This window comes from Siccirubricoccus phaeus, assembly GCF_008360935.1.
Classification (GTDB): domain Bacteria; phylum Pseudomonadota; class Alphaproteobacteria; order Acetobacterales; family Acetobacteraceae; genus Siccirubricoccus; species Siccirubricoccus phaeus.
This window is the reverse complement of sequence record NZ_SRXO01000004.1, coordinates 1-17,557: the sequence shown is the minus strand read 5'-3', so window position 1 is coordinate 17,557 and position 17,557 is coordinate 1. Positions and strand designations below refer to the sequence as shown.

At 70.7% G+C, this 17,557-nt stretch carries 17 protein-coding genes; 13 read left to right on the top strand and 4 right to left on the bottom strand.

Annotated elements, in window-relative coordinates; translation table 11 throughout:
• Positions 1-182: 182 nt before the first annotated feature.
• Positions 183-1,124: a glycosyltransferase family 9 protein gene (locus E5N76_RS06825; RefSeq protein ID WP_149536544.1), complete on the top strand. Its 942-nt coding sequence runs from the start codon at positions 183-185 to the stop codon at positions 1,122-1,124.
• A 10-nt stretch (positions 1,125-1,134) separates the two neighbouring features.
• On the opposite strand, the gene E5N76_RS06820 is transcribed toward E5N76_RS06825, so the two are convergent.
• The 4 genes from E5N76_RS06820 to E5N76_RS06805 are packed head-to-tail and all read right to left on the bottom strand — an operon-like array spanning position 1,135 to position 4,495.
• On the bottom strand, positions 1,135-2,025 hold the full coding sequence (locus E5N76_RS06820; RefSeq protein WP_149536543.1) for a glycoside hydrolase 5 family protein: 891 nt from the start codon (positions 2,023-2,025) through the stop codon (positions 1,135-1,137).
• Positions 2,022-2,810, bottom strand: a complete 789-nt coding sequence (locus tag E5N76_RS06815) for a TIGR04290 family methyltransferase (RefSeq protein WP_149536542.1) — start codon at positions 2,808-2,810, stop codon at positions 2,022-2,024. Before E5N76_RS06815 ends, E5N76_RS06820 begins: the two co-directional genes overlap by 4 nt.
• A complete protein-coding gene (locus tag E5N76_RS06810) occupies positions 2,807-3,406 on the bottom strand; it encodes a histidine phosphatase family protein (RefSeq protein WP_149536541.1) in 600 nt (199 codons plus the stop codon). Before E5N76_RS06810 ends, E5N76_RS06815 begins: the two co-directional genes overlap by 4 nt.
• 9 nt (positions 3,407-3,415) lie before the next feature.
• Positions 3,416-4,495: an inositol-3-phosphate synthase gene (locus E5N76_RS06805; protein ID WP_149536540.1), complete on the bottom strand. Its 1,080-nt coding sequence runs from the start codon at positions 4,493-4,495 to the stop codon at positions 3,416-3,418.
• Positions 4,496-4,768: 273 nt separating this feature from the next.
• On the opposite strand from E5N76_RS06805, the gene E5N76_RS06800 reads away from it, so the two are divergent.
• The 12 genes from E5N76_RS06800 to E5N76_RS06745 form a co-directional block, all read left to right on the top strand.
• A complete protein-coding gene (locus E5N76_RS06800) occupies positions 4,769-5,884 on the top strand; it encodes an NAD-dependent epimerase/dehydratase family protein (RefSeq protein ID WP_207791889.1) in 1,116 nt (371 codons plus the stop codon).
• Positions 5,881-6,996: an SDR family NAD(P)-dependent oxidoreductase gene (locus E5N76_RS06795; RefSeq protein WP_235907598.1), complete on the top strand. Its 1,116-nt coding sequence runs from the start codon at positions 5,881-5,883 to the stop codon at positions 6,994-6,996. The genes E5N76_RS06800 and E5N76_RS06795 overlap by 4 nt, the downstream gene beginning before the upstream one ends.
• Complete coding sequence (locus E5N76_RS06790) at positions 6,993-8,285, top strand: TIGR04295 family B12-binding domain-containing radical SAM protein (protein WP_149536538.1); 1,293 nt, start codon at positions 6,993-6,995, stop codon at positions 8,283-8,285. Before E5N76_RS06795 ends, E5N76_RS06790 begins: the two co-directional genes overlap by 4 nt.
• Before the next feature lie 29 nt (positions 8,286-8,314).
• Positions 8,315-9,403 carry a glycosyltransferase family 4 protein gene (locus E5N76_RS06785; protein WP_149536537.1) on the top strand — a complete coding sequence of 363 codons (1,089 nt, stop codon included), beginning with the start codon at positions 8,315-8,317 and terminating at the stop codon, positions 9,401-9,403.
• The gene (locus E5N76_RS06780) at positions 9,400-10,497 is read left to right on the top strand and encodes a CgeB family protein (protein WP_149536536.1); all 1,098 of its coding nucleotides are present in this window, start codon (positions 9,400-9,402) and stop codon (positions 10,495-10,497) included. Before E5N76_RS06785 ends, E5N76_RS06780 begins: the two co-directional genes overlap by 4 nt.
• Positions 10,494-11,588 (top strand): CgeB family protein, encoded by a 1,095-nt coding sequence (locus E5N76_RS06775; protein ID WP_149536535.1) that lies wholly within the window; start codon positions 10,494-10,496, stop codon positions 11,586-11,588. The genes E5N76_RS06780 and E5N76_RS06775 overlap by 4 nt, the downstream gene beginning before the upstream one ends.
• A complete protein-coding gene (locus E5N76_RS06770; protein ID WP_149536534.1) occupies positions 11,585-12,712 on the top strand; it encodes a CgeB family protein in 1,128 nt (375 codons plus the stop codon). The genes E5N76_RS06775 and E5N76_RS06770 overlap by 4 nt, the downstream gene beginning before the upstream one ends.
• 11 nt (positions 12,713-12,723) lie before the next feature.
• Complete coding sequence (locus tag E5N76_RS06765) at positions 12,724-13,848, top strand: UDP-glucuronic acid decarboxylase family protein (RefSeq protein WP_149536533.1); 1,125 nt, start codon at positions 12,724-12,726, stop codon at positions 13,846-13,848.
• Between the two features lie 149 nt (positions 13,849-13,997).
• Positions 13,998-14,519 carry a ribosome maturation factor RimP gene (gene rimP, locus E5N76_RS06760; protein WP_149536532.1) on the top strand — a complete coding sequence of 174 codons (522 nt, stop codon included), beginning with the start codon at positions 13,998-14,000 and terminating at the stop codon, positions 14,517-14,519.
• A gap of 4 nt (positions 14,520-14,523) precedes the next feature.
• A complete protein-coding gene (gene nusA / locus E5N76_RS06755; RefSeq protein WP_149536531.1) occupies positions 14,524-16,116 on the top strand; it encodes a transcription termination factor NusA in 1,593 nt (530 codons plus the stop codon).
• Entirely contained in the window at positions 16,094-16,765 is a 672-nt protein-coding gene (locus E5N76_RS06750; RefSeq protein ID WP_149536530.1) for an RNA-binding protein, read from the top strand. Before nusA ends, E5N76_RS06750 begins: the two co-directional genes overlap by 23 nt.
• A gap of 120 nt (positions 16,766-16,885) precedes the next feature.
• A partial coding sequence (locus tag E5N76_RS06745; protein ID WP_187830019.1) for a translation initiation factor IF-2 associated domain-containing protein occupies positions 16,886-17,557 on the top strand: 672 nt, incomplete at its 3' end.

Below are 17,557 nucleotides of genomic sequence, written 5' to 3'. Positions count from 1 at the left end.
GGCAGTGGCGCGGATGAGGAAAGCAGCCGCAGGCCCTATTCCTGGCTCGAGCGGCGGCTCACCTCGACGGCGATCGCCCGTTCAGGCCGAGGCGCGTGCGCAACGATTTCCACCGCCCTTGTGGAACCGCTGCAAGGGCAGCTCGTTCCTGCCTCGTCGGGACTGCGGACGAGTAGCGCTTCGTGACCAGCGACCTGGGTGCTGTCTGGAAACGCCACATGCTGCGGGGGGAATGGGACCTCGCCTGGCGGATCAGCGATGCCGTGCTGCACCAACGCGGCGATGCGCAGGACTGGCACCGGCCCCGCCACCTGCAGGCCATCTGGAACGGCACGCCCCTCGACGGCAGGCGGGTGCTGCTGCGCTGCTATCATGGCCTGGGCGACACCATCCAGTTCATCCGCTTTGCGCCCATCGTGAAGGCGCGTGCCGCCGAGCTGACGATATGGGCGCAGGAGGCACTGATCCCGCTGCTGCGCACCATGCCAAATGGCGGCAGGCTGCTCCCCCTGCATAACGGCACGCCCGAATTCGCATATGACGTCGATGCGGAGATCATGGAGCTGCCGCACATCCTGCGCGTCACGCCCGCGACGCTGCCCGCCGGAATCCCTTACCTGTTTCCCCCTGCCCCCATACGCCCGCGGCACGGGCGCAAGCTTGCGGTGGGCCTGGTCTGGCGTGCCGGAGACTGGAATTTCGCGCAGCGCTCGGTCCCCTTCCCCGCCCTGGCGCCGTTGCGCGACATCCCCGGCGTCGCGCTGCACATCCTGCAACGGGGCGAGGCGCTGCGGGACTGTCCCGGGGGTTTCGGCATTCCCGCGGGCAGGGATGACATCCTCGAAGCCGCGACGGTGATGTGCCGGCTGGACCTGGTCATCAGCGTGGACACCATGCCAGCGCATCTCGCCGGCGCGCTCGGCCTGCCGGTCTGGACACTTCTCGCCCACGAGGCGGATTGGCGCTGGATGGAGGACCGGGAGGACACGCCCTGGTACCCGACCATGCGCCTGTTCCGGCAGCCGCGGCCAGGCGACTGGTCCACGGTCATCACCCGGGTCGCCGCCGAGCTGCGCCAACTCGCAGCGCGGCGGAACGGCCCTCAGGCATGCGCCGCCGGATAGGCGCCCCGCCTCAGCGCCGTGCGTAGCGGCGGATCATCGCGGCGCAGAACTCGGCGAACTCCTCCTTCACCAAAGGTGGGCTGGTGTGGTGCGGCGCGATGCCGCGATGCTCCGGCGTGAAGCAGAAGGTGATGGTGACGTCGAAATCCTCCAGCGCCGCCATCTGCCGGTCGAACCACGCCAGCGCATCGGGCCGGAAACTGTCGGCCCAGGACAGGCCCGTGCGCAGGTAGCGCACGCCCAGACGCTTCATCCACGCCACGGCGTCGTCGAGGCGGTGATCCTCGAAATGGAACCACTGGCAAAGGCCAAGCGCCGGCGTGTGCCGCGCGAAGACCTCGAGCGCCGGCTTCGGCGTGCCGTCCTCGCGCAGGAGGCCCATGTAGAAATGCCGGTAGTAGGAGGAGCCCTCCGCCTCCTTGTGCCGGGTCGTGGCCTCCCAGCTGCGGGGCAGGTCGTAGAGGCTGTACCATTGGATGCGCGGCGCGACGCCCGTCAGCAGTTCCGCCGTCCGCTGCAAGCCCCAGAGCTGCACTTCCTCGGCGCCGAAGGAGGATACCCCGACTTCCGACACCCAGACCGGCAGGCTGGTGACCGCCCGGATCTCCTCGATCTTCGCGGGCCATTCGTGGATCTGCCACAGATTCCAGTCGAGCGGAAAGCCATGCACCGCGACCGCCTCGAGATGCGCCAGGACGCCACGGGTCTCGAGGGTGCGAATGAAAGCGGGGTCGATCGGCGAGATCCCGCCAAGCACGCGCGGCAGGCCAGGATGCTCCGCCCGGATCGCCTGGGCGGCGCAGATCGCCATCTCGGCGAAGAGCCCCCAGCCCGGATCGAGTTCAGGGTCCCAATGCGACTTGTTGTTCGGCTCATTCCAGATCATCGCCGCTTCGATCATGCGTGCTTCCCCCGTGCGGGATAAACCGCGCCATCCGCCGGCCGGGCCGCGTTGCAGCCGCAGATATAGACCTCCTCCTCCGGATGCGCGGTGATCTCGAAGCCCGCGCTGCGCAGCATGGCTTCGGTGCAGGCACGGTTCGGCACCCACCAATTCGTCGGGTCATGCGCATAGCGATGCTCGACGAAGTGCAGCTTCGGATAGTCGGGCCGGTCGAACTGCGCCGTCTCCCAGAATTCGTAGTTCTCGACCACCGCGCCCACCCTTCTCGAACCGCGCTGCATGGACTGGAAGATCAGCATGTCGCCGGCGACATGCTCATGGATCAGGTCGAGCGCCAGCAAGGGGTGCCGCAGATGGTACAGCACGCCCATGAAGAGAACGAGATCGAACCGCTCCTGCAATACGCCGACGTCGTAGACCGAAAGGGCGCGGAACTCGACGTCCAACCCGGTCACCTCGGCCGCGAAGCGGGCCTGCGCCAGGTAGCCGGGGTCCGAATCGATACCGACGACGCGCGCCGCGCCGCGCCGCTTCATCTCCAGCGCGTAGAAGCCGCCATTGCAGCCAATGTCGAGCACGCTCTTGCCGCTGAGATCCCGGGGAACCGCATGCGCGAAGCGCCGCCATTTCACCGCAGGATAATCACCGAGAAAATGGTCCGGTGCCGTACGGACGCCGCCCAGGTCGAGGTTGTGAAACCAGGGGCCGAGCGCCTCGGCGCGGCGGCGGATCGCCTCCGGCCCGAGGTGATGCGGCGGATCGCCTTTGGAGGAGTCGGTCATTCGTCAGGCAGCTCATTCATGCTGAGGAGCTTGGCACCGTCCGGCCAGAGCCGGATCCGGCTGAGGCTTGCGGGGCTGATCTCGAACCGCGCATGGGTATCGACGGAGACGCCCAGCACCCGGGCGATCACCGCCTTGATGACATCGCCATGGCTGACCGCCGCGATGACACCGTCCGGATGTTCCGCGGCCGCGCGCTGGAGAAAGGCGAAGGCACGCTGCCCGGCCTCCTGCATGGTTTCGCCGCCCGGCGGCCGTTCGGCGGCACGTGCGGCGTTCCAGCGCCGCCAATGCGGATCGTCGCCCAGCGCCGCGAAGCTCCTGCCCGTCCATGCGCCGAAATCGATCTCGATCAGCTCCTCTGAGGCCATCGGCCTGAGGCCATGCCGGGACGCGATCGGCAGGGCCGTTGCCCAGGCCCGCGGCAGCGGGCTGGCATGGATGGCCCGCAGCCCTGCCCCGCCGAGGCGCGCGGCGAGGGCCTCTGCCTGCCGCCGCCCCGCCTCGCCCAGATGGATGCCGGGCATGCGGCCGCAGAGAAGCTGGTCAACCACGCCATGCGCGGCATGGCGGATGAGCAGGACCGTCGTCGCCACGCCCGTGCCTTACTTCTCGCCGGCGATGAAGCGCAGCGTCCGCTCCCGGGCCTCGCTGTCGGTGAATTGCTGCGGCGGCGACTTCATGAAGTAGGAGGACGGCCCGACGAGCGCGCCGCCGATGCCGCGGTCCAGCGCCAGCTTGGCGCACCGCACCGCATCGACCACCACGCCGGCGGAGTTGGGCGAATCCCAGACCTCCATCTTGAGCTCGATATTGAGCGGCACGTCGCCGAAGCTGGTGCCTTCCATGCGGATATAGGCCCATTTGCGGTCGCCCAGCCACGGCACGAAATCGCTGGGCCCGACATGCACATCCTGCGCCGGCAGAGGCGCGTCGAGCTGGCTGGTCACGGCGCGGGTCTTCGAGATCTTCTTGCTCTCCAGCCGCTCGCGCTCCAGCATGTTCAGGAAATCGGTGTTGCCGCCGAAATTGAGCTGGTAGGTGCGGTCGAGGCGTACGCCACGTTCGCGGAACAGGTTGGCCAGCAGCCGGTGCACGATGGTGGCGCCCACCTGGCTCTTGATGTCGTCGCCGACCAGCGGCAGGCCGCGCGCTGCGAAGCGTTCCTGCCAGGCGGGGTCCGACGCGATGAAGACCGGAACGCAATTGACAAAGGCGCAGCCGGCGCGCAGCGCCTGTGCCGCGTACCACTCCGTCGCCGCCTGAGAGCCGACCGGCAGGTAGGACACGACGATATCGGTACGGGACCGCTCCAGCACCTCGGCAACGTTGCAGACCGGCGCCTCCGCCTCCTCTACCTCCTCGCGGAGATGGCGGCCGAGGCCGTCCAGCGTTGGGCCGCGCTGCACGGGGACGCCCAGTGGCGGCACGGCGCTGAAGCGCTGCGTGTTGTTGGGCGCGGCGAAGATCGCCTCCGAGACATCGCGCCCCACCTTGCCGGCATGCACGTCGAATGCCGCGGACAGCTCGATATCGGCGATGCGGTAGCCGCCGAGTTCACTGTGCATGAGACCCGGCACCGCGGCCCCCGGCGGCGTATCCCGGTAGTAGGACAGGCCCTGCACAAAGGAGGACGCGCAGTTGCCGATACCGATCAGCGCCACCCGCACTGCCTTGGATCCCAAGCTTCCCCTCCATCGGTCCCGGGGTCGCGGCGAGGTTCCGCGCCACCCGGGTCAGAGATCGCTGCGCAACGCTTCGCGTTCCGTTTGCCCGTGGCAATCATCCCGGGAACACCAATTTGTGACGACCTTCTTGTTTGATCTCCGCCCCGGTCCCAGCGTTGCGCGAACGGTCGAGCAACCAGTCACATGTCGCGGCGCCGCGAGGATCGCACGCGCGCGGTGGCGCTCGGCCGCAACGGACCATGCTCCCCCGCGCGGGATCGGAGGCAGAGAGTGGGTGACAGCATCCTCATCACCGGCGGGGCCGGCTTCATCGGCAGGCACCTCGCCCGGGCGCTGCTCTCGCGCGGCCATCGCGTGCGGATTCTGGACAGCATGATCGAGCAGGTTCATGGCAATGCGTTGCAGCCGGTGGGCCTCGATCCCGATGCAGAATTGCGCATCGGCGATGTGCGGGACACGGCGGCGGTGCAAAGCGCGCTGCAGGGCGTGGACAAGGTGGTGCACCTGGCTGCCGAGGTCGGCGTCGGCCAGAGCATGTATGCCGTGGACCGCTACGTCTCGGTGAACGACCACGGCACCGCGGTGCTGTTCCAGCAGCTCATCGAGCAACCGGTCCGCCGCGTGGTCGTCGCCTCCTCGATGAGCATCTATGGCGAGGGCCTGTACCAGGACTCGCAGGGAAACTGCCTGCAGGATGTCGTGCGGCTGCCCAGGGCGGCCGACAACGCCCCCTGGGATCCGGTGGATTCCAGGGGGAAGCCGCTGCGGCCGCTGCCGACGCCGGAATGGAAGCAGCCCGCGCTCGCCTCCGTCTATGCCATCACCAAATATGTGCAGGAACGCCTGACGCTGACCCTGGCGCCCGCCTACGGCATGGAAGGCGTTGCGCTCCGCCTGTGGAATGTCTACGGCCCGGGCCAGGCTCTCTCGAACCCTTACACCGGCGTGCTCGCCATCTTCGCCGCCAGGCTGCACAACGGGCAGCGGCCGATGATCTTCGAGGATGGCCTGCAGCGCCGCGATTTCGTCCATGTCGAGGATGTGGCCGAGGCCTTCATCCTCGCGCTGGAGCATCCGCGTGCGGCCGGCGGCGTGTTCAACATCGCCAGCGGCGAGGACCGCACGGTGAGCCAAGTGGCCGCGCTGCTGGCCGAGGCGATGGGCCGGCGCGCCCTGGCGCCGGAGATCACCGGCAAGGCCCGGATCGGCGATGTCCGCCACTGCATTCCGGACCTCACCCGCGCGCGCGAGGTGCTGGGCTATGCCGCGCGGCATGATTTCAGCGCAGGCCTGGCGGAGCTGGCGGAATGGGTGGCGCAGCAGCAGGCGGAGGACCGCGTGCAGCAGGCACGGCGGGAGCTTGAGGCGCGGGGGCTGGTCGCGTGACGGTGGCTGGCGATGTCGCCGCGCCCCTGCCGGGCGGCCGCAAGCCGGTGCTGGTGACCGGCGGCGCCGGCTTCATCGGTGCGAATCTCTGCGACCGCTTGGCCCGCGAAGGCCATGATGTCCTGATCCTCGACGCCCTGTTGCGGCCGGGCGTGGAGCGCAACCTCGCCTGGCTGCAGGCGCAGCACCCGCAGCGGATCTCCGTCCGGATCGCCGATATCCGGGATGCGGCGGCGGTGGCGGAGTCCGTCCGCGATGTCGCGGTGGTGTACCATCTGGCCGGCCAGGTAGCGGTGACCACCAGCATGCTGGCGCCGGAGGAGGATTTCGGCACCAACCTCCACGGCACCTTTCTGCTGTTGGACGCGGTGCGGCGGCGTGGCACTGCCACGCCGGTCATCTTCGCCAGCACCAACAAGGTGTATGGCAATCTGGTCGATATCCCGCTGGCGCTGGTGGAAAACGCCTACCTACCGCGGGACGCGGCGCTCCGCGCCCGCGGCATCGGCGAGGACCGGCCGCTCGACTTCCACACGCCCTATGGCTGCTCCAAGGGCGCGGCGGATCAGTACGTGCTGGACTGGGCGCGCAGCTACGGCATCCCCACCGCCGTCTTCCGCATGAGCTGCATCTACGGCCCGCACCAGATGGGCACCGAGGATCAAGGCTGGGTGGCGCATTTCCTCCTGCGCGCCCTGCGCCACGAGGAGATCAGCATCTATGGCGATGGCTGCCAGGTGCGGGACGTGCTCTATGTGGAAGACGCGGTGGACGCCTATCTGGCGGCCTGGCGGCGGATCGGCGCGGTGGCGGGCCAGGCCTTCAACCTGGGCGGCGGCCCCGCCAATGCCATAAGCCTGCAGCAGTTGCTGCAGGCGATCGAGGAGCTGACCGGCCGCCCGGTCCGCGTGGCCTATGGCGATTGGCGGGCCGGCGACCAGCGCTACTATGTCTCCGACACCAGGCGCGCGATGCAGGCGCTGGGGTTGCGCCCGGCGACGCCCTGGCGCACCGGCGTTGCCCTTCTGCTGGAATGGCTGCGGCGGGAACAGGGGCCAGTTGCCACCACGCTGCCGCGGCCCAGGCCGCAGGTGATGGAGGCGCTGCGATGAGGGTGGCCCTCGTCAATCCGCCCTGGGACTTCGCCGGCAGCATCTATTTCGGCTGCCGCGAGCCGCATCTGCCGCTGGAGCTCGGCTACAGCAGGGCGCTGCTGGAAGCAGCGGGCCATGATGTGCTGCTGCTGGACGGGCATCTCTGCGGGCTGCCGATGGCGGAGCTGGTGGCCCAGGTCGCCGCCTACGCACCGGAGATGACGGTCGTCACCACGGCGCCAAGCTATCTCTTCTGGCGCTGCGCCCAGCCGGAGCTGCGGCTGCCGCGGGAATTCCTCGCCCTGCTCGGCGCGCGCGGCGGCCGGACGGTGGCAGTCGGCCCGCATGGCTCGGCCACCCCCGGCGCGGCGCTGCGCAAGCTTGGCGCCGATGTCGTGGTGCGCGGGGAGTGCGAGGAGATCGTCGCCCGTCTGGCCGAAGGCGGCCCGCTTTCCGCCACGCCCTCCATCGCCTTCCACGAGGCCTCGGGCGCCGTGCGCGTCACCGGGGCGCCGCATGCCGGGCGCTTCACCGACCTGCCGGCGCTGCGCTGGCCGGAGGCCTGGATCGCGCGGCACCGGCACCACCATCACCGCTTCGACGCGCATCCGGATGTGCCGGGCGCCGAGGTCGAGGCCTCCCGCGGCTGCCCCTATAACTGCACCTTCTGCGCCAAGATCGACTTCCGCGACAAGTATCGCCGCCGCGACCTTCCGCTGCTGCTCGAGGAGATCGACGGGCTGCGCGCCCAGGGTGTCGGCTACCTCTACTTCATCGACGAGATCTTCCTGCCCCAGCGCGCCCTCCTGGAGGCGCTGGCGACCCGCCACCTGCAATTCGGGATGCAGACGCGGATCGACCTCTGGAAGCCCGAGATGCTGGACCTGCTGGGCGAAGCCGGCTGCGTCTCCATCGAAGCCGGCGTCGAGAGCCTGACCGAGGCGGGCCGCGCCGCGCTCGACAAGAACTGCCGCAGCTCGACCGAGGAGCTGACGGACCGCCTGCTCTACGCCAGGCGCCGGGTCCCTTTCGTCCAGGCCAACCTCATCAGGACGGAAGGCGACGACCAGGCGATGATTGCCGCCTGGCGAGAGCGGCTGCAGCGTGGCGGCGTATGGGCGAATGACCCGGTGCCGCTCTACCCCTATCCCAGCTCACCGGACTACCACCGGCTGTTCGGCGCGCCGGACGAGGCAGCCTGGGAGCGCGCGCATGCCCACTACCTCGCGCAATTCGACAGGCTCAGCGATATCCAGGAGGAGCATCCGGCCTCGCTGGCCGAGCTCGAGGCGAGCTGTTGCCGCTAGGCGCGCGGCCCGGGCCGCGCCGCATCCTGATGACCGCGGACACGGTCGGTGGGATCTGGACCTATGCGCTCAACCTTGCCGCCGGCCTTGCCGAGCAGGGCGTCGCAACGGTGCTCCTTCTGCTGGGGCCGCCAGCCGATGCGGCGCAGCGGGCGGCGGCCGCTGCCGTGCCGGGGCTGGAGCTGCGGGAGAGCAACCTGCCGCTGGACTGGCTGGCGGAGACGCCCGAGGCAGTGGCGGCGGCGACCCGGGCGCTGGCCGATTGGGTAGCACGGGAGGGGGTGGACCTCCTCCATCTCAACAACCCGGCCCTCGCGGCCGGGACGCGCTTCGGGGTGCCGGTCGTCGGGCTTTGCCATTCCTGCCTCGCCACCTGGTGGCACAGCATGCGCCGCGGGCCGATGCCGGCGGATTTCGCCTGGCGCAGCAGACTGCTCGCTGCCGGCTACGCCGCCAGCGACATGCTGGTCGCGCCGACGGCCGCCTTCGCCGCGGCCACGGCGGCGGCCTATGCCCTGCCGCGCCTGCCGCGCGTCGTCCACAATGGCTGCGCCGCGCCACGCGCAGCCGCCATCGCACAGGCCGGCTTCGCCTTCACCGCCGGACGCCTCTGGGACGAGGGTAAGGATGTCGCCACCCTCGACCGGGCGGCGGCGCAGCTCGGCTGGCCCGTGCTCGCGGCCGGGTCCGTCGCCGGGCCGAACGGCGCCTGCGTCGCGCTGCAGCACCTTCGGCTGCTCGGGCGGCTCGACGCCGAAGCCATGGCCGCGGTACTGGCACAGGGGCCCGTCTTCGTCAGCGCGGCGCGGTACGAGCCCTTCGGCCTCGCCGTGCTGGAAGCGGCGCAGGCCGGCTGCGCCCTGGTGCTCTCGGATATCCCGAGCTTCCGTGAGCTATGGGACGGCGCCGCGCTCTTCGTGCCACCCGGCGATGGGCGCGCTTTTGCCACAGCCATCGGCGACCTGCTGCAAGACCGGGAACGCCGGGCCGCGTCCTGCGCTGCGAGCAGGGAGCGGGCACGCCGCTACGGCAGGGGGACCATGGCCAGGGACATGCTGCGCATCTATGCCGAGCTGCTGCAGGCGCCCGCCGCGGCGGCGGCAGGGGAGGCAGCGTGAAGCTCGTCTATTTCACCCACTCCCTGACCTCCTGCTGGAATCATGGCAACGCGCATTTCCTGCGGGGCGTGCTGAGCGCATTGCAGGCGCGGGGCCATGATGTCTGCGCCTGGGAGCCCGCCGACGCATGGAGCGCCGAGAATCTGCGCCGCGACCATGGCGCGGCGGCGCTGGAGATCTGGCGCAATGCCTATCCGGGGCTGCGGTCGCAGCGCTACCGGGGCGAGGCGGAGATGCTGCCAGCGTTGGAGGGCGCCGACGTCATCATCGCGCATGAGTGGAACGAGCCCTGGCTGATCGCCGCGCTCGGCCGCGCGCGGCGGCAGGGCGGCCGTTTCCTTCTGCTGTTCCATGACACGCATCACCGCGCGGTCAGCGACCCCGAGTCGATGCGCCGCGACGACCTTGAAAGCTATGACGGCATCCTGGCCTTTGGCGAGGCCCTGGCCCGCGTCTATCGGCGCTGGGGCTGGGGCAGGCGCGTCGTCGTCTGGCATGAGGCCGCCGATACCGGCCTGTTCCATCCGCCGGTGCGCGAGCCCGAGCGCGATGGGCTCATCTGGATCGGCAATTGGGGCGATGACGAGCGCAGCGTGGAGCTGGAGGAATTCCTGCTGCGTCCGGCACGGGAGGTCGGGCTGCCGCTCGACATCCATGGCGTCCGCTACCCGCAGCATGCGCTGGCCACATTGGCGCGGTACGGCGCGCGCTATCACGGCTGGCTGCCCAATGTCGGGGCCCCGGAGGCCTTCGCCCGGCATCTGGCGACGGTGCATGTGCCACGCCGCTTCTATGTGGACCTGCTGCCCGGCATTCCGACCATCCGCGTCTTCGAGGCGCTGGCCTGCGGCATCCCGCTGGTGACCGCGCCGTGGCGCGATGAGGAAGGGCTGTTCCGCCCGGGCCAGGATTACCTGGTCGCCCACGACGGGGCCGAGATGGCGCGCCATCTCGGCGCCTTGCGCGACGATCCGGCGCTGCGGGCTGCTTTGGTGGCGAATGGCCTGGCGACGATCAGGGCGCGCCATAGCTGCGCCCACCGTGCCGAGGAGCTGCTGCACATCATCGGCGCCATGACGGGGGTGCATGCATGAGAATCGCCTTCTACGGCTCCAGCCTGCTGTCCTCCTACTGGAACGGCGCCGCGACCTATTACCGCGGCCTGCTCTCGGACCTCGCCCGGCGCGGACACCGCATCACCTTCTACGAGCCGGACGCCTTCGGCCGGCAGCAGCACCGCGACATGGACCCGCCGGACTGGGCCGAGGTCCGGGTCTGGCCGGCGACCGAGGCGGGGCTGCACGAGGTGGTGGCCGAGGCGGCGCTGGCGGATGTGGTGGTGAAGGCCAGCGGCGTCGGCGTCTATGATGAGGAGCTGCTCACCGGCGTCCTGCAGGCGGCGCGGCCGAACGCCATCCGCATCTTCTGGGATGTCGATGCGCCGGCGACCCTGGCGGAGCTGCGGGACGCCGGGCCCGGGGATCCGTTGCGCCAGGCGCTGCCGACACTCGACCTGGTCCTCACCTATGGCGGCGGGCCGCCGGTCGTCGCGGCCTATGAGGGCTTCGGCGCACGGCGCTGCGTCCCGGTCTACAACGCGCTCGACCCTGCGACGCACCATCCGGTGCCAGCGGAGCCGCGCTTCGCCGCCGACCTCGCCTTCCTCGGCAACCGGCTGCCGGACCGCGAGGCGCGGGTGGAGGAATTCTTCCTCCGCCCCGCCGCCGCCCTGCCGCAGCGGGCCTTCCTGATCGGCGGCAATGGCTGGGAGAGCAAAGAGATGCCAGCGAATGTCCGGCATCTTGGCCATGTCTATACGCGGGAGCACAACGCCTTCAACACCACCCCGCTGGCGGTGCTGAACATCGCCCGGGACAGCATGGCCGCCATCGGCTACTCGCCCGCGACCCGCGTCTTCGAGGCAGCGGGCGCCGGCGCCTGCCTCATCACCGATGCCTGGATCGGGCTCGAGCTGTTTCTGCAGGAGGGGGAGGAGGTGCTGGTGGCGCGGGACGGCGCCGATGTCGCGGCGCATCTGGAAGCGCTGACGCCGGAGCGCGCGCGGCGGATCGGCGCCGCGGCGCGGGCCCGCATCCTCGCCGAGCATTGCTATGTCAGCCGCGGCGCCACGGTGGATGCGCTGCTGCGGGAGCAGGCTGGCCGCAAATGGGAGAGCGCGGCGTGACGGAGCCGCCCATGCGCCTCGTCGTTCTCGGCCTCAGCCTCAGCTCCGCCTGGGGGAACGGGCATGCCACCACCTGGCGCGCCCTGCTGCGCGCCTTCGCCGCGCGCGGGCATGAAATGCTGTTCCTGGAGCGTGACGTGCCCTGGTACGCCGCCCACCGCGACCTGCCCGAACCCGATTTCTGCCGGCTTGCGCTCTATCGCGGGCTCGACGAGCTGGCGCACTGGCGGGCGGAGATCGCCGCAGCCGATGCCGTCGTGGTCGGCTCCTACGTGCCGGAGGGCGTCGCGGTCGGGCGCTTCGTGCAGCAGGAAGCCGGCGGCGTCACCGCCTTCTACGACATCGACACGCCGGTGACGCTGGCCAGGCTGGCGCACGGTGACGCGGACTACCTCTCGCCGGCGCTGATCCCGGGCTATGATGTCTATTTCTCCTTCACCGGCGGGCCGACGCTCGACCTGCTGATGCGCCGCTACGGCTCGCCGGCGGCGCGCGTCCTGTATTGCTCCGCGGATGCCGAGGCCTATCGCCCACTCGACCTGCCGCGCCGCTGGGATCTCAGCTATCTCGGCACCTATAGCGACGACCGGCAGCCGACGCTGGAGCGGCTGCTGCTGGAGCCGGCGCGGCGGGCGCCGCAGCTCCGCTTCGCCGTGGCGGGCGCGCAATATCCGGACGGGATCGACTGGCCGGCGAATGTCGAGCGCATCCAGCATGTGCCGCCGATCGACCACCCCGCCTTCTACGCCGCCAGCCGCTACACCCTGAACGTCACCCGCGCCGACATGATCCGCGCCGGCTACAGCCCGAGCGTGCGGCTCTTCGAGGCCGCCGCCTGCGCCACGCCGGTGATCTCCGATGCCTGGGACGGGCTGGAGACGCTGTTCATGCCGGGCGAGGAGATCCTGCTGGCGGCAGACGCCGGAACCGTCCTGGACGTGCTGCTCGACAGCCGTGACGCGCCGCGCGACCGGCTGGCCGCGGCGGCCCGGCGCCGGGTGCTCGGGCAGCACACGGCCGCCCATCGAGCCGCCGAATTCGAAGGCCATTTGCGGGCCGCGGCAGCGCGGCCGGCGCTTCGTGGCGGATCGCTTCTGAGCATGGCTGCTGGACCTGTGGATTGAAAGGTGACCCGGTGCGGAACGGCAGGCATAGGACAGCCCTCGTCGCGGGCGGAGCAGGCTTCCTCGGCTCGCATCTCTGCGATGCCTTGCTGGCCGAAGGCGCCGAGGTCATCTGCCTCGACAGCTTCGTCACCGGAAGGCGGCAGAACCTGCGGCATCTGGCGCGCGATCCGCGCTTCACCCTCATCGAAGCCGACATCACGGAGCCGCTTCCGGCGGCCCTGGCGGCGCGGCGCCCGGAAGCGGTGTTCAACCTGGCCTGCGCCGCCTCGCCGCCGCATTACCAGGGGGATCCGGAGCACACGCTGCTGACCTGCGTGCTGGGCACCCGCAACCTGCTGCGCCTGGCGGAAAGCACGGGCGCGCGCTTCGTGCAGGCCTCGACCAGCGAGGTCTATGGCGACCCCGAGATCCATCCGCAGGTCGAGAGCTATTGGGGCCATGTCAACCCGACCGGACCCCGCGCCTGCTATGATGAAGGCAAGCGCGCGGCGGAGACGCTCTGCTTCGACTATCTGCGGGCCGGGCGTGCCGATGTGCGGGTGGCGCGGATCTTCAATACCTATGGCCCCCGCATGCGCGCGGATGACGGGCGCGTGGTGTCGAACGTCGTCACCCAGGCGCTGGCCGGCGCCGACATCACCCTGTATGGCGATGGCAGCCAGACCCGCTCCTTCTGCTATGTCAGCGACCTGATCGACGGGCTGCGGCGGCTCGGATCGCTGGCGACGCCGGTGCCGAGCGCGGTCAACCTCGGCAACCCCGTGGAGCTCAACGTCGCGCAATTGGTGGAGCGGGTCCTGGCGCTGACGGGCTCGCGCTCCGCCGTGGTGCGGCGCCCGCTGCCGGCCGACGACCCGCGGCGGCGGCGGCCGGACATCACCCTGGCGCGCCGCCTGCTCGGCTGGTCGCCCTGCGTGCCGCTGGAGACCGGGCTGCGGGCCTGCATCGCCTGGTTCGAGGAGGAGATGCGGCCGGGGGCGTGCCGCCCGTCGCAGGCGAAGGACGCTGCGGCCGAAGCCCCGGCGGTGGCCGACCTGCACCGGCAACCCGCCGAGGACGCGTCGCAGCGGTCCCGGCCTCGCCGAATGAACCAGGCCGAGGACGCCCGGCTGGTTGCCCGGCCCGGCAGGTGAGGCGGCTGACGCCTTGGCCGCGGCCTGGCGTGGCGCCGCCGGCTGCTGCACCTCGTGCTTGCATTCCCGCCCCCGCCCCCCTATAAAGGGCAGCATCAAACACCATCCGTTTCTCGGGGGGTGGCCTTCACGGGCCGCCTTTTTTGTTTTTGCAGCACGAACGTCCGCAGCATGAGGGGCTGGAGGGGCGCATCGCCGAGGCGGTGGCGCCGACCATCGAGCATATGGGCTACGAGTTGGTCCGCGTGCAGGTGAGCGGCAAGGAACGCCCGGTGGTCCAGATCATGGCGGACCGCGCCGACGAGGCCCCCTTCACCGTCGAGGATTGCGAGGCGATCAGCCACGCCGTCGGCGCCGTGCTGGATGTCGAGGACCCGATCAAGGGCGAATGGACCCTGGAGGTCTCCTCCGCCGGCATCGACCGCCCCCTGACCCGCACCAAGGACTGGAACCGCTTCGCCGGCCATCTGGCGCAGCTCGAGCTTCTCGTCCCGCAGGAGGGCCGCAAGCGCTTCAAGGGCATCGCCCTCGGCGCCGATGCCGAGACGGCCCGGCTGCGGCTGGAGGACGGGACGGATATGAGCTTCCCGCGCGGCAATATCCGGCGGGCCAAATTGGTGCTGACCGACGAACTCATCGCCGCCACCGCGGCGCCCACCCAGAGGAACTGACCCCATGGCCGTCGATATCGCCATCGCGCGCCCCGAGCTGCTGCAGGTCGCCGATGCCGTCGCGCGCGAAAAGATGATCGAGCGCGACGAGGTGCTGGCGGCCATGGAGGAGGCCATCCAGAAGGCCGGCCGCGCCAAATACGGCCATGAGAAGGACATCCGCGCGGTCATCGACCGCAAGACCGGCGAGGTCCGCCTCTCCCGCTGGACCGAGGTGGTGGATCAGGAGCCGGTGGAGAATGAGGCGACGCAACTTCCCTTGCGCATCGCCCAGAAGATCCGCCCCGGCATCCAGGCCGGCGAGTTCATCATCGACCCGCTGCCGCCGATCGATTTCGGCCGCGTCAATGCCCAATCCGCCAAGCAGGTCATCGTCCAGCGGGTGCGGGAGGTGGAGCGCGGCAAGCAGTTCCAGGAATACAAGGACCGCGTCGGCGAGATCGTGAACGGCGTGGTCAAGCGCACCGAATACGGCAATCTCATGGTCGATCTCGGCCGCGCCGAGGCCCTGCTGCGGCGCGACGAGACCATCCCGCGCGAGGCCTTCCGCAACGGCGACCGGGTGCGGGCCTATATCTACGACGTCCGCGAGGAGCCGCGCGGCCCGCAGATCTTCCTGAGCCGTACCCATCCGGGCTTTCTCGCAAAGCTCTTTGCCCAGGAAGTGCCGGAAATCTACGACGGCATCATCGAGATCAAGGCGGTGGCGCGGGACCCCGGCAGCCGCGCCAAGATGGCGGTCATTTCGCGGGACAGCTCCATCGACCCCGTCGGCGCCTGCGTCGGCATGCGCGGCAGCCGCGTCCAGGCCGTGGTGGCGGAACTCCAGGGCGAGAAGATCGACATCATCCCCTGGTCGCCGGACAACGCCACCTTCGTGGTGAACGCCCTGGCCCCGGCCGAGGTAACCAAGGTGGTGCTGGACGATGAGGCGCGGCGGGTTGAAGTGGTGGTGCCGGACGACCAATTGTCGCTGGCGATCGGCCGGCGCGGCCAGAATGTCCGGCTCGCCTCCCAGCTCACCCGCTGGGACATCGACATCCTGACCGAGGCCGAGGAAAGCGAGCGCCGGCAGGAGGAATTCCGCAAGCGTAGCGGCCTCTTCGTCGAGGCGCTGGACGTGGACGACGTCATCGCCGGCCTGCTGGTGACCGAGGGCTTCACCTCGGTCGAGGACATCGTCTCGGTCGAGGATGACGAGCTGGCCGGCATCGAGGGCTTCGACGAGAGCGTCGCCGCCGAGCTGAAGCGCCGGGCCGAGGCCTTCCTCGCCCGCCGCGACGAGGAGCTGGATACCCGCCGGCAGGAGCTGGGCGTCGAGGATGCGGTCGCCGAGGCCGGCGGCTTCACCATGGCGCAGCTCGTGGCGCTGGGCGAGAAGGGGGTGAAGACGCTGGACGACCTGGCCGACCTCGCCTCCGACGAGCTGATCGAGATCATCGGCGCCGACGACCTTGATGAGGAGACGGCGAACGCCATCATCATGGCGGCCCGCCAGCATTGGTTCGAGGGCGAGGAAGGCGGGGCCGAGGCCGCAGGGGAAGGCGGGGGCGAGGAAACGGAGGCGCCGGAGGATGGCGACAGCCCGGCCGCCTGAGCCCGAGGCGGCCGAGACGGAGGAGCTGCCGGAAAAGGGGCCCCTCCGCCGCTGCGTGGTGACGCGGGAGGTCCGGCCGAAGCAGGAAATGCTGCGCTTCGTCCTCGGGCCGGACCGGCATCTGGTGCCGGATCTGCAGGGGAAGCTGCCGGGCCGGGGAATGTGGTTGTCGGCCAGGGCCGATGTGTTAGAACGCGCGGTGACGCGCGGCGCCTTCCAGAAGGCGGCCCGCGGTACCGTGCACCTGCCCCCCGACCTTCGCGCGCGGATCGAGGATGGCCTGCGGGGCCGGCTCCGGGACCTTGTCGGCATGGCCCGGCGGGCCGGGCAGGCGGTCAGCGGGTGGGTCGCGGTACGCGAGTGGTTGCAGGCCGGCAAGGTGGGCCTGCTGGTGGAGGCTTCGGACGGCAGCCCGGCGGAACGGGCGCGATTGGTCGGCAGCCGCGGCACCCCGGTGGTGGCGCCCCTGCCGGCGGCGGAACTGGGCGGCATTTTCGGCCGCGACCACGCGGTGCATGTGGCGATCGCCCCCGGACGGCTGGCGGACGCCATCCTGGCGGAGGCGGGCCGCCTCTCCGGCCTGGCCGGGGCGGCGGCGCAGCCGGCCGGGACGGGCCGGGAAAATCCCGGCCCGGGGAGGGAGAGTTGACGCCAGGCGCGGGCTGTCGCGCCGCAGGGTTGGAACGGGGGCGAGGGCTGCGGCGATGCGGTCTGACTCCCATGGCAAATGAGTGGCATGACGGCAGACGGATCGGGTTCGGACCAGCGCATGAGTGACCAGAACGACCAGGATGCAGGCAAGAGCAGGCTGAGCCTCCGGCCGGCCGGCAGCCGCCTGGAGCTCGGCAAGACGGTGGACGCCGGCAGCGTCCGCCAGAGCTTCAGCCATGGTCGCAGCAAGACCGTGCAGGTCGAGGTGGTGAAGAAGCGCGTGGTGACGCCGGGCCCCCGCCCGGCCGGCCCCCCCGCGCCCGGCCAGGGCGGCAGCGGCGGAGCACCGGGCGGCCCCCGCCCGGCGGGTGGCACGAGCGGCCAGCGCCCCGCCGGCCCGCAGGCGCGCGGCCCGGCCCCGGCGGCCGGCCGCCCGCTGACCCAGGCTGAGCTGGCCACCCGCCAGCGCGTGCTGGAGGAGCAGCGCCGGCTGGAGGCGCAGCGCCAGCGCGAGGAGCGCGAGCGCCAGGCGCTGATGGTCCGCTCCGCGGCCGAGGAAGCCGCCCGCAAGGCGGAAGAGGATGCCCGGCGCCAGGCCGAGGAGGAGGAGGCCGCCCGCGAGCGCGAGGCCGCCGAGGCCCAGGCGCTTGCCGAGGAGGAAGCCCGCCAGGCGGCGGAAGCTGCCGAAACCGCCGCCGCCCCGCCGCCGGCGCCGGAACCCACGACCCCGCCCGCACCCGGCCCGGCGCCCACGCCGGCCCCCGCCGCGGCGGCCCCGGCTCCCGCGCCG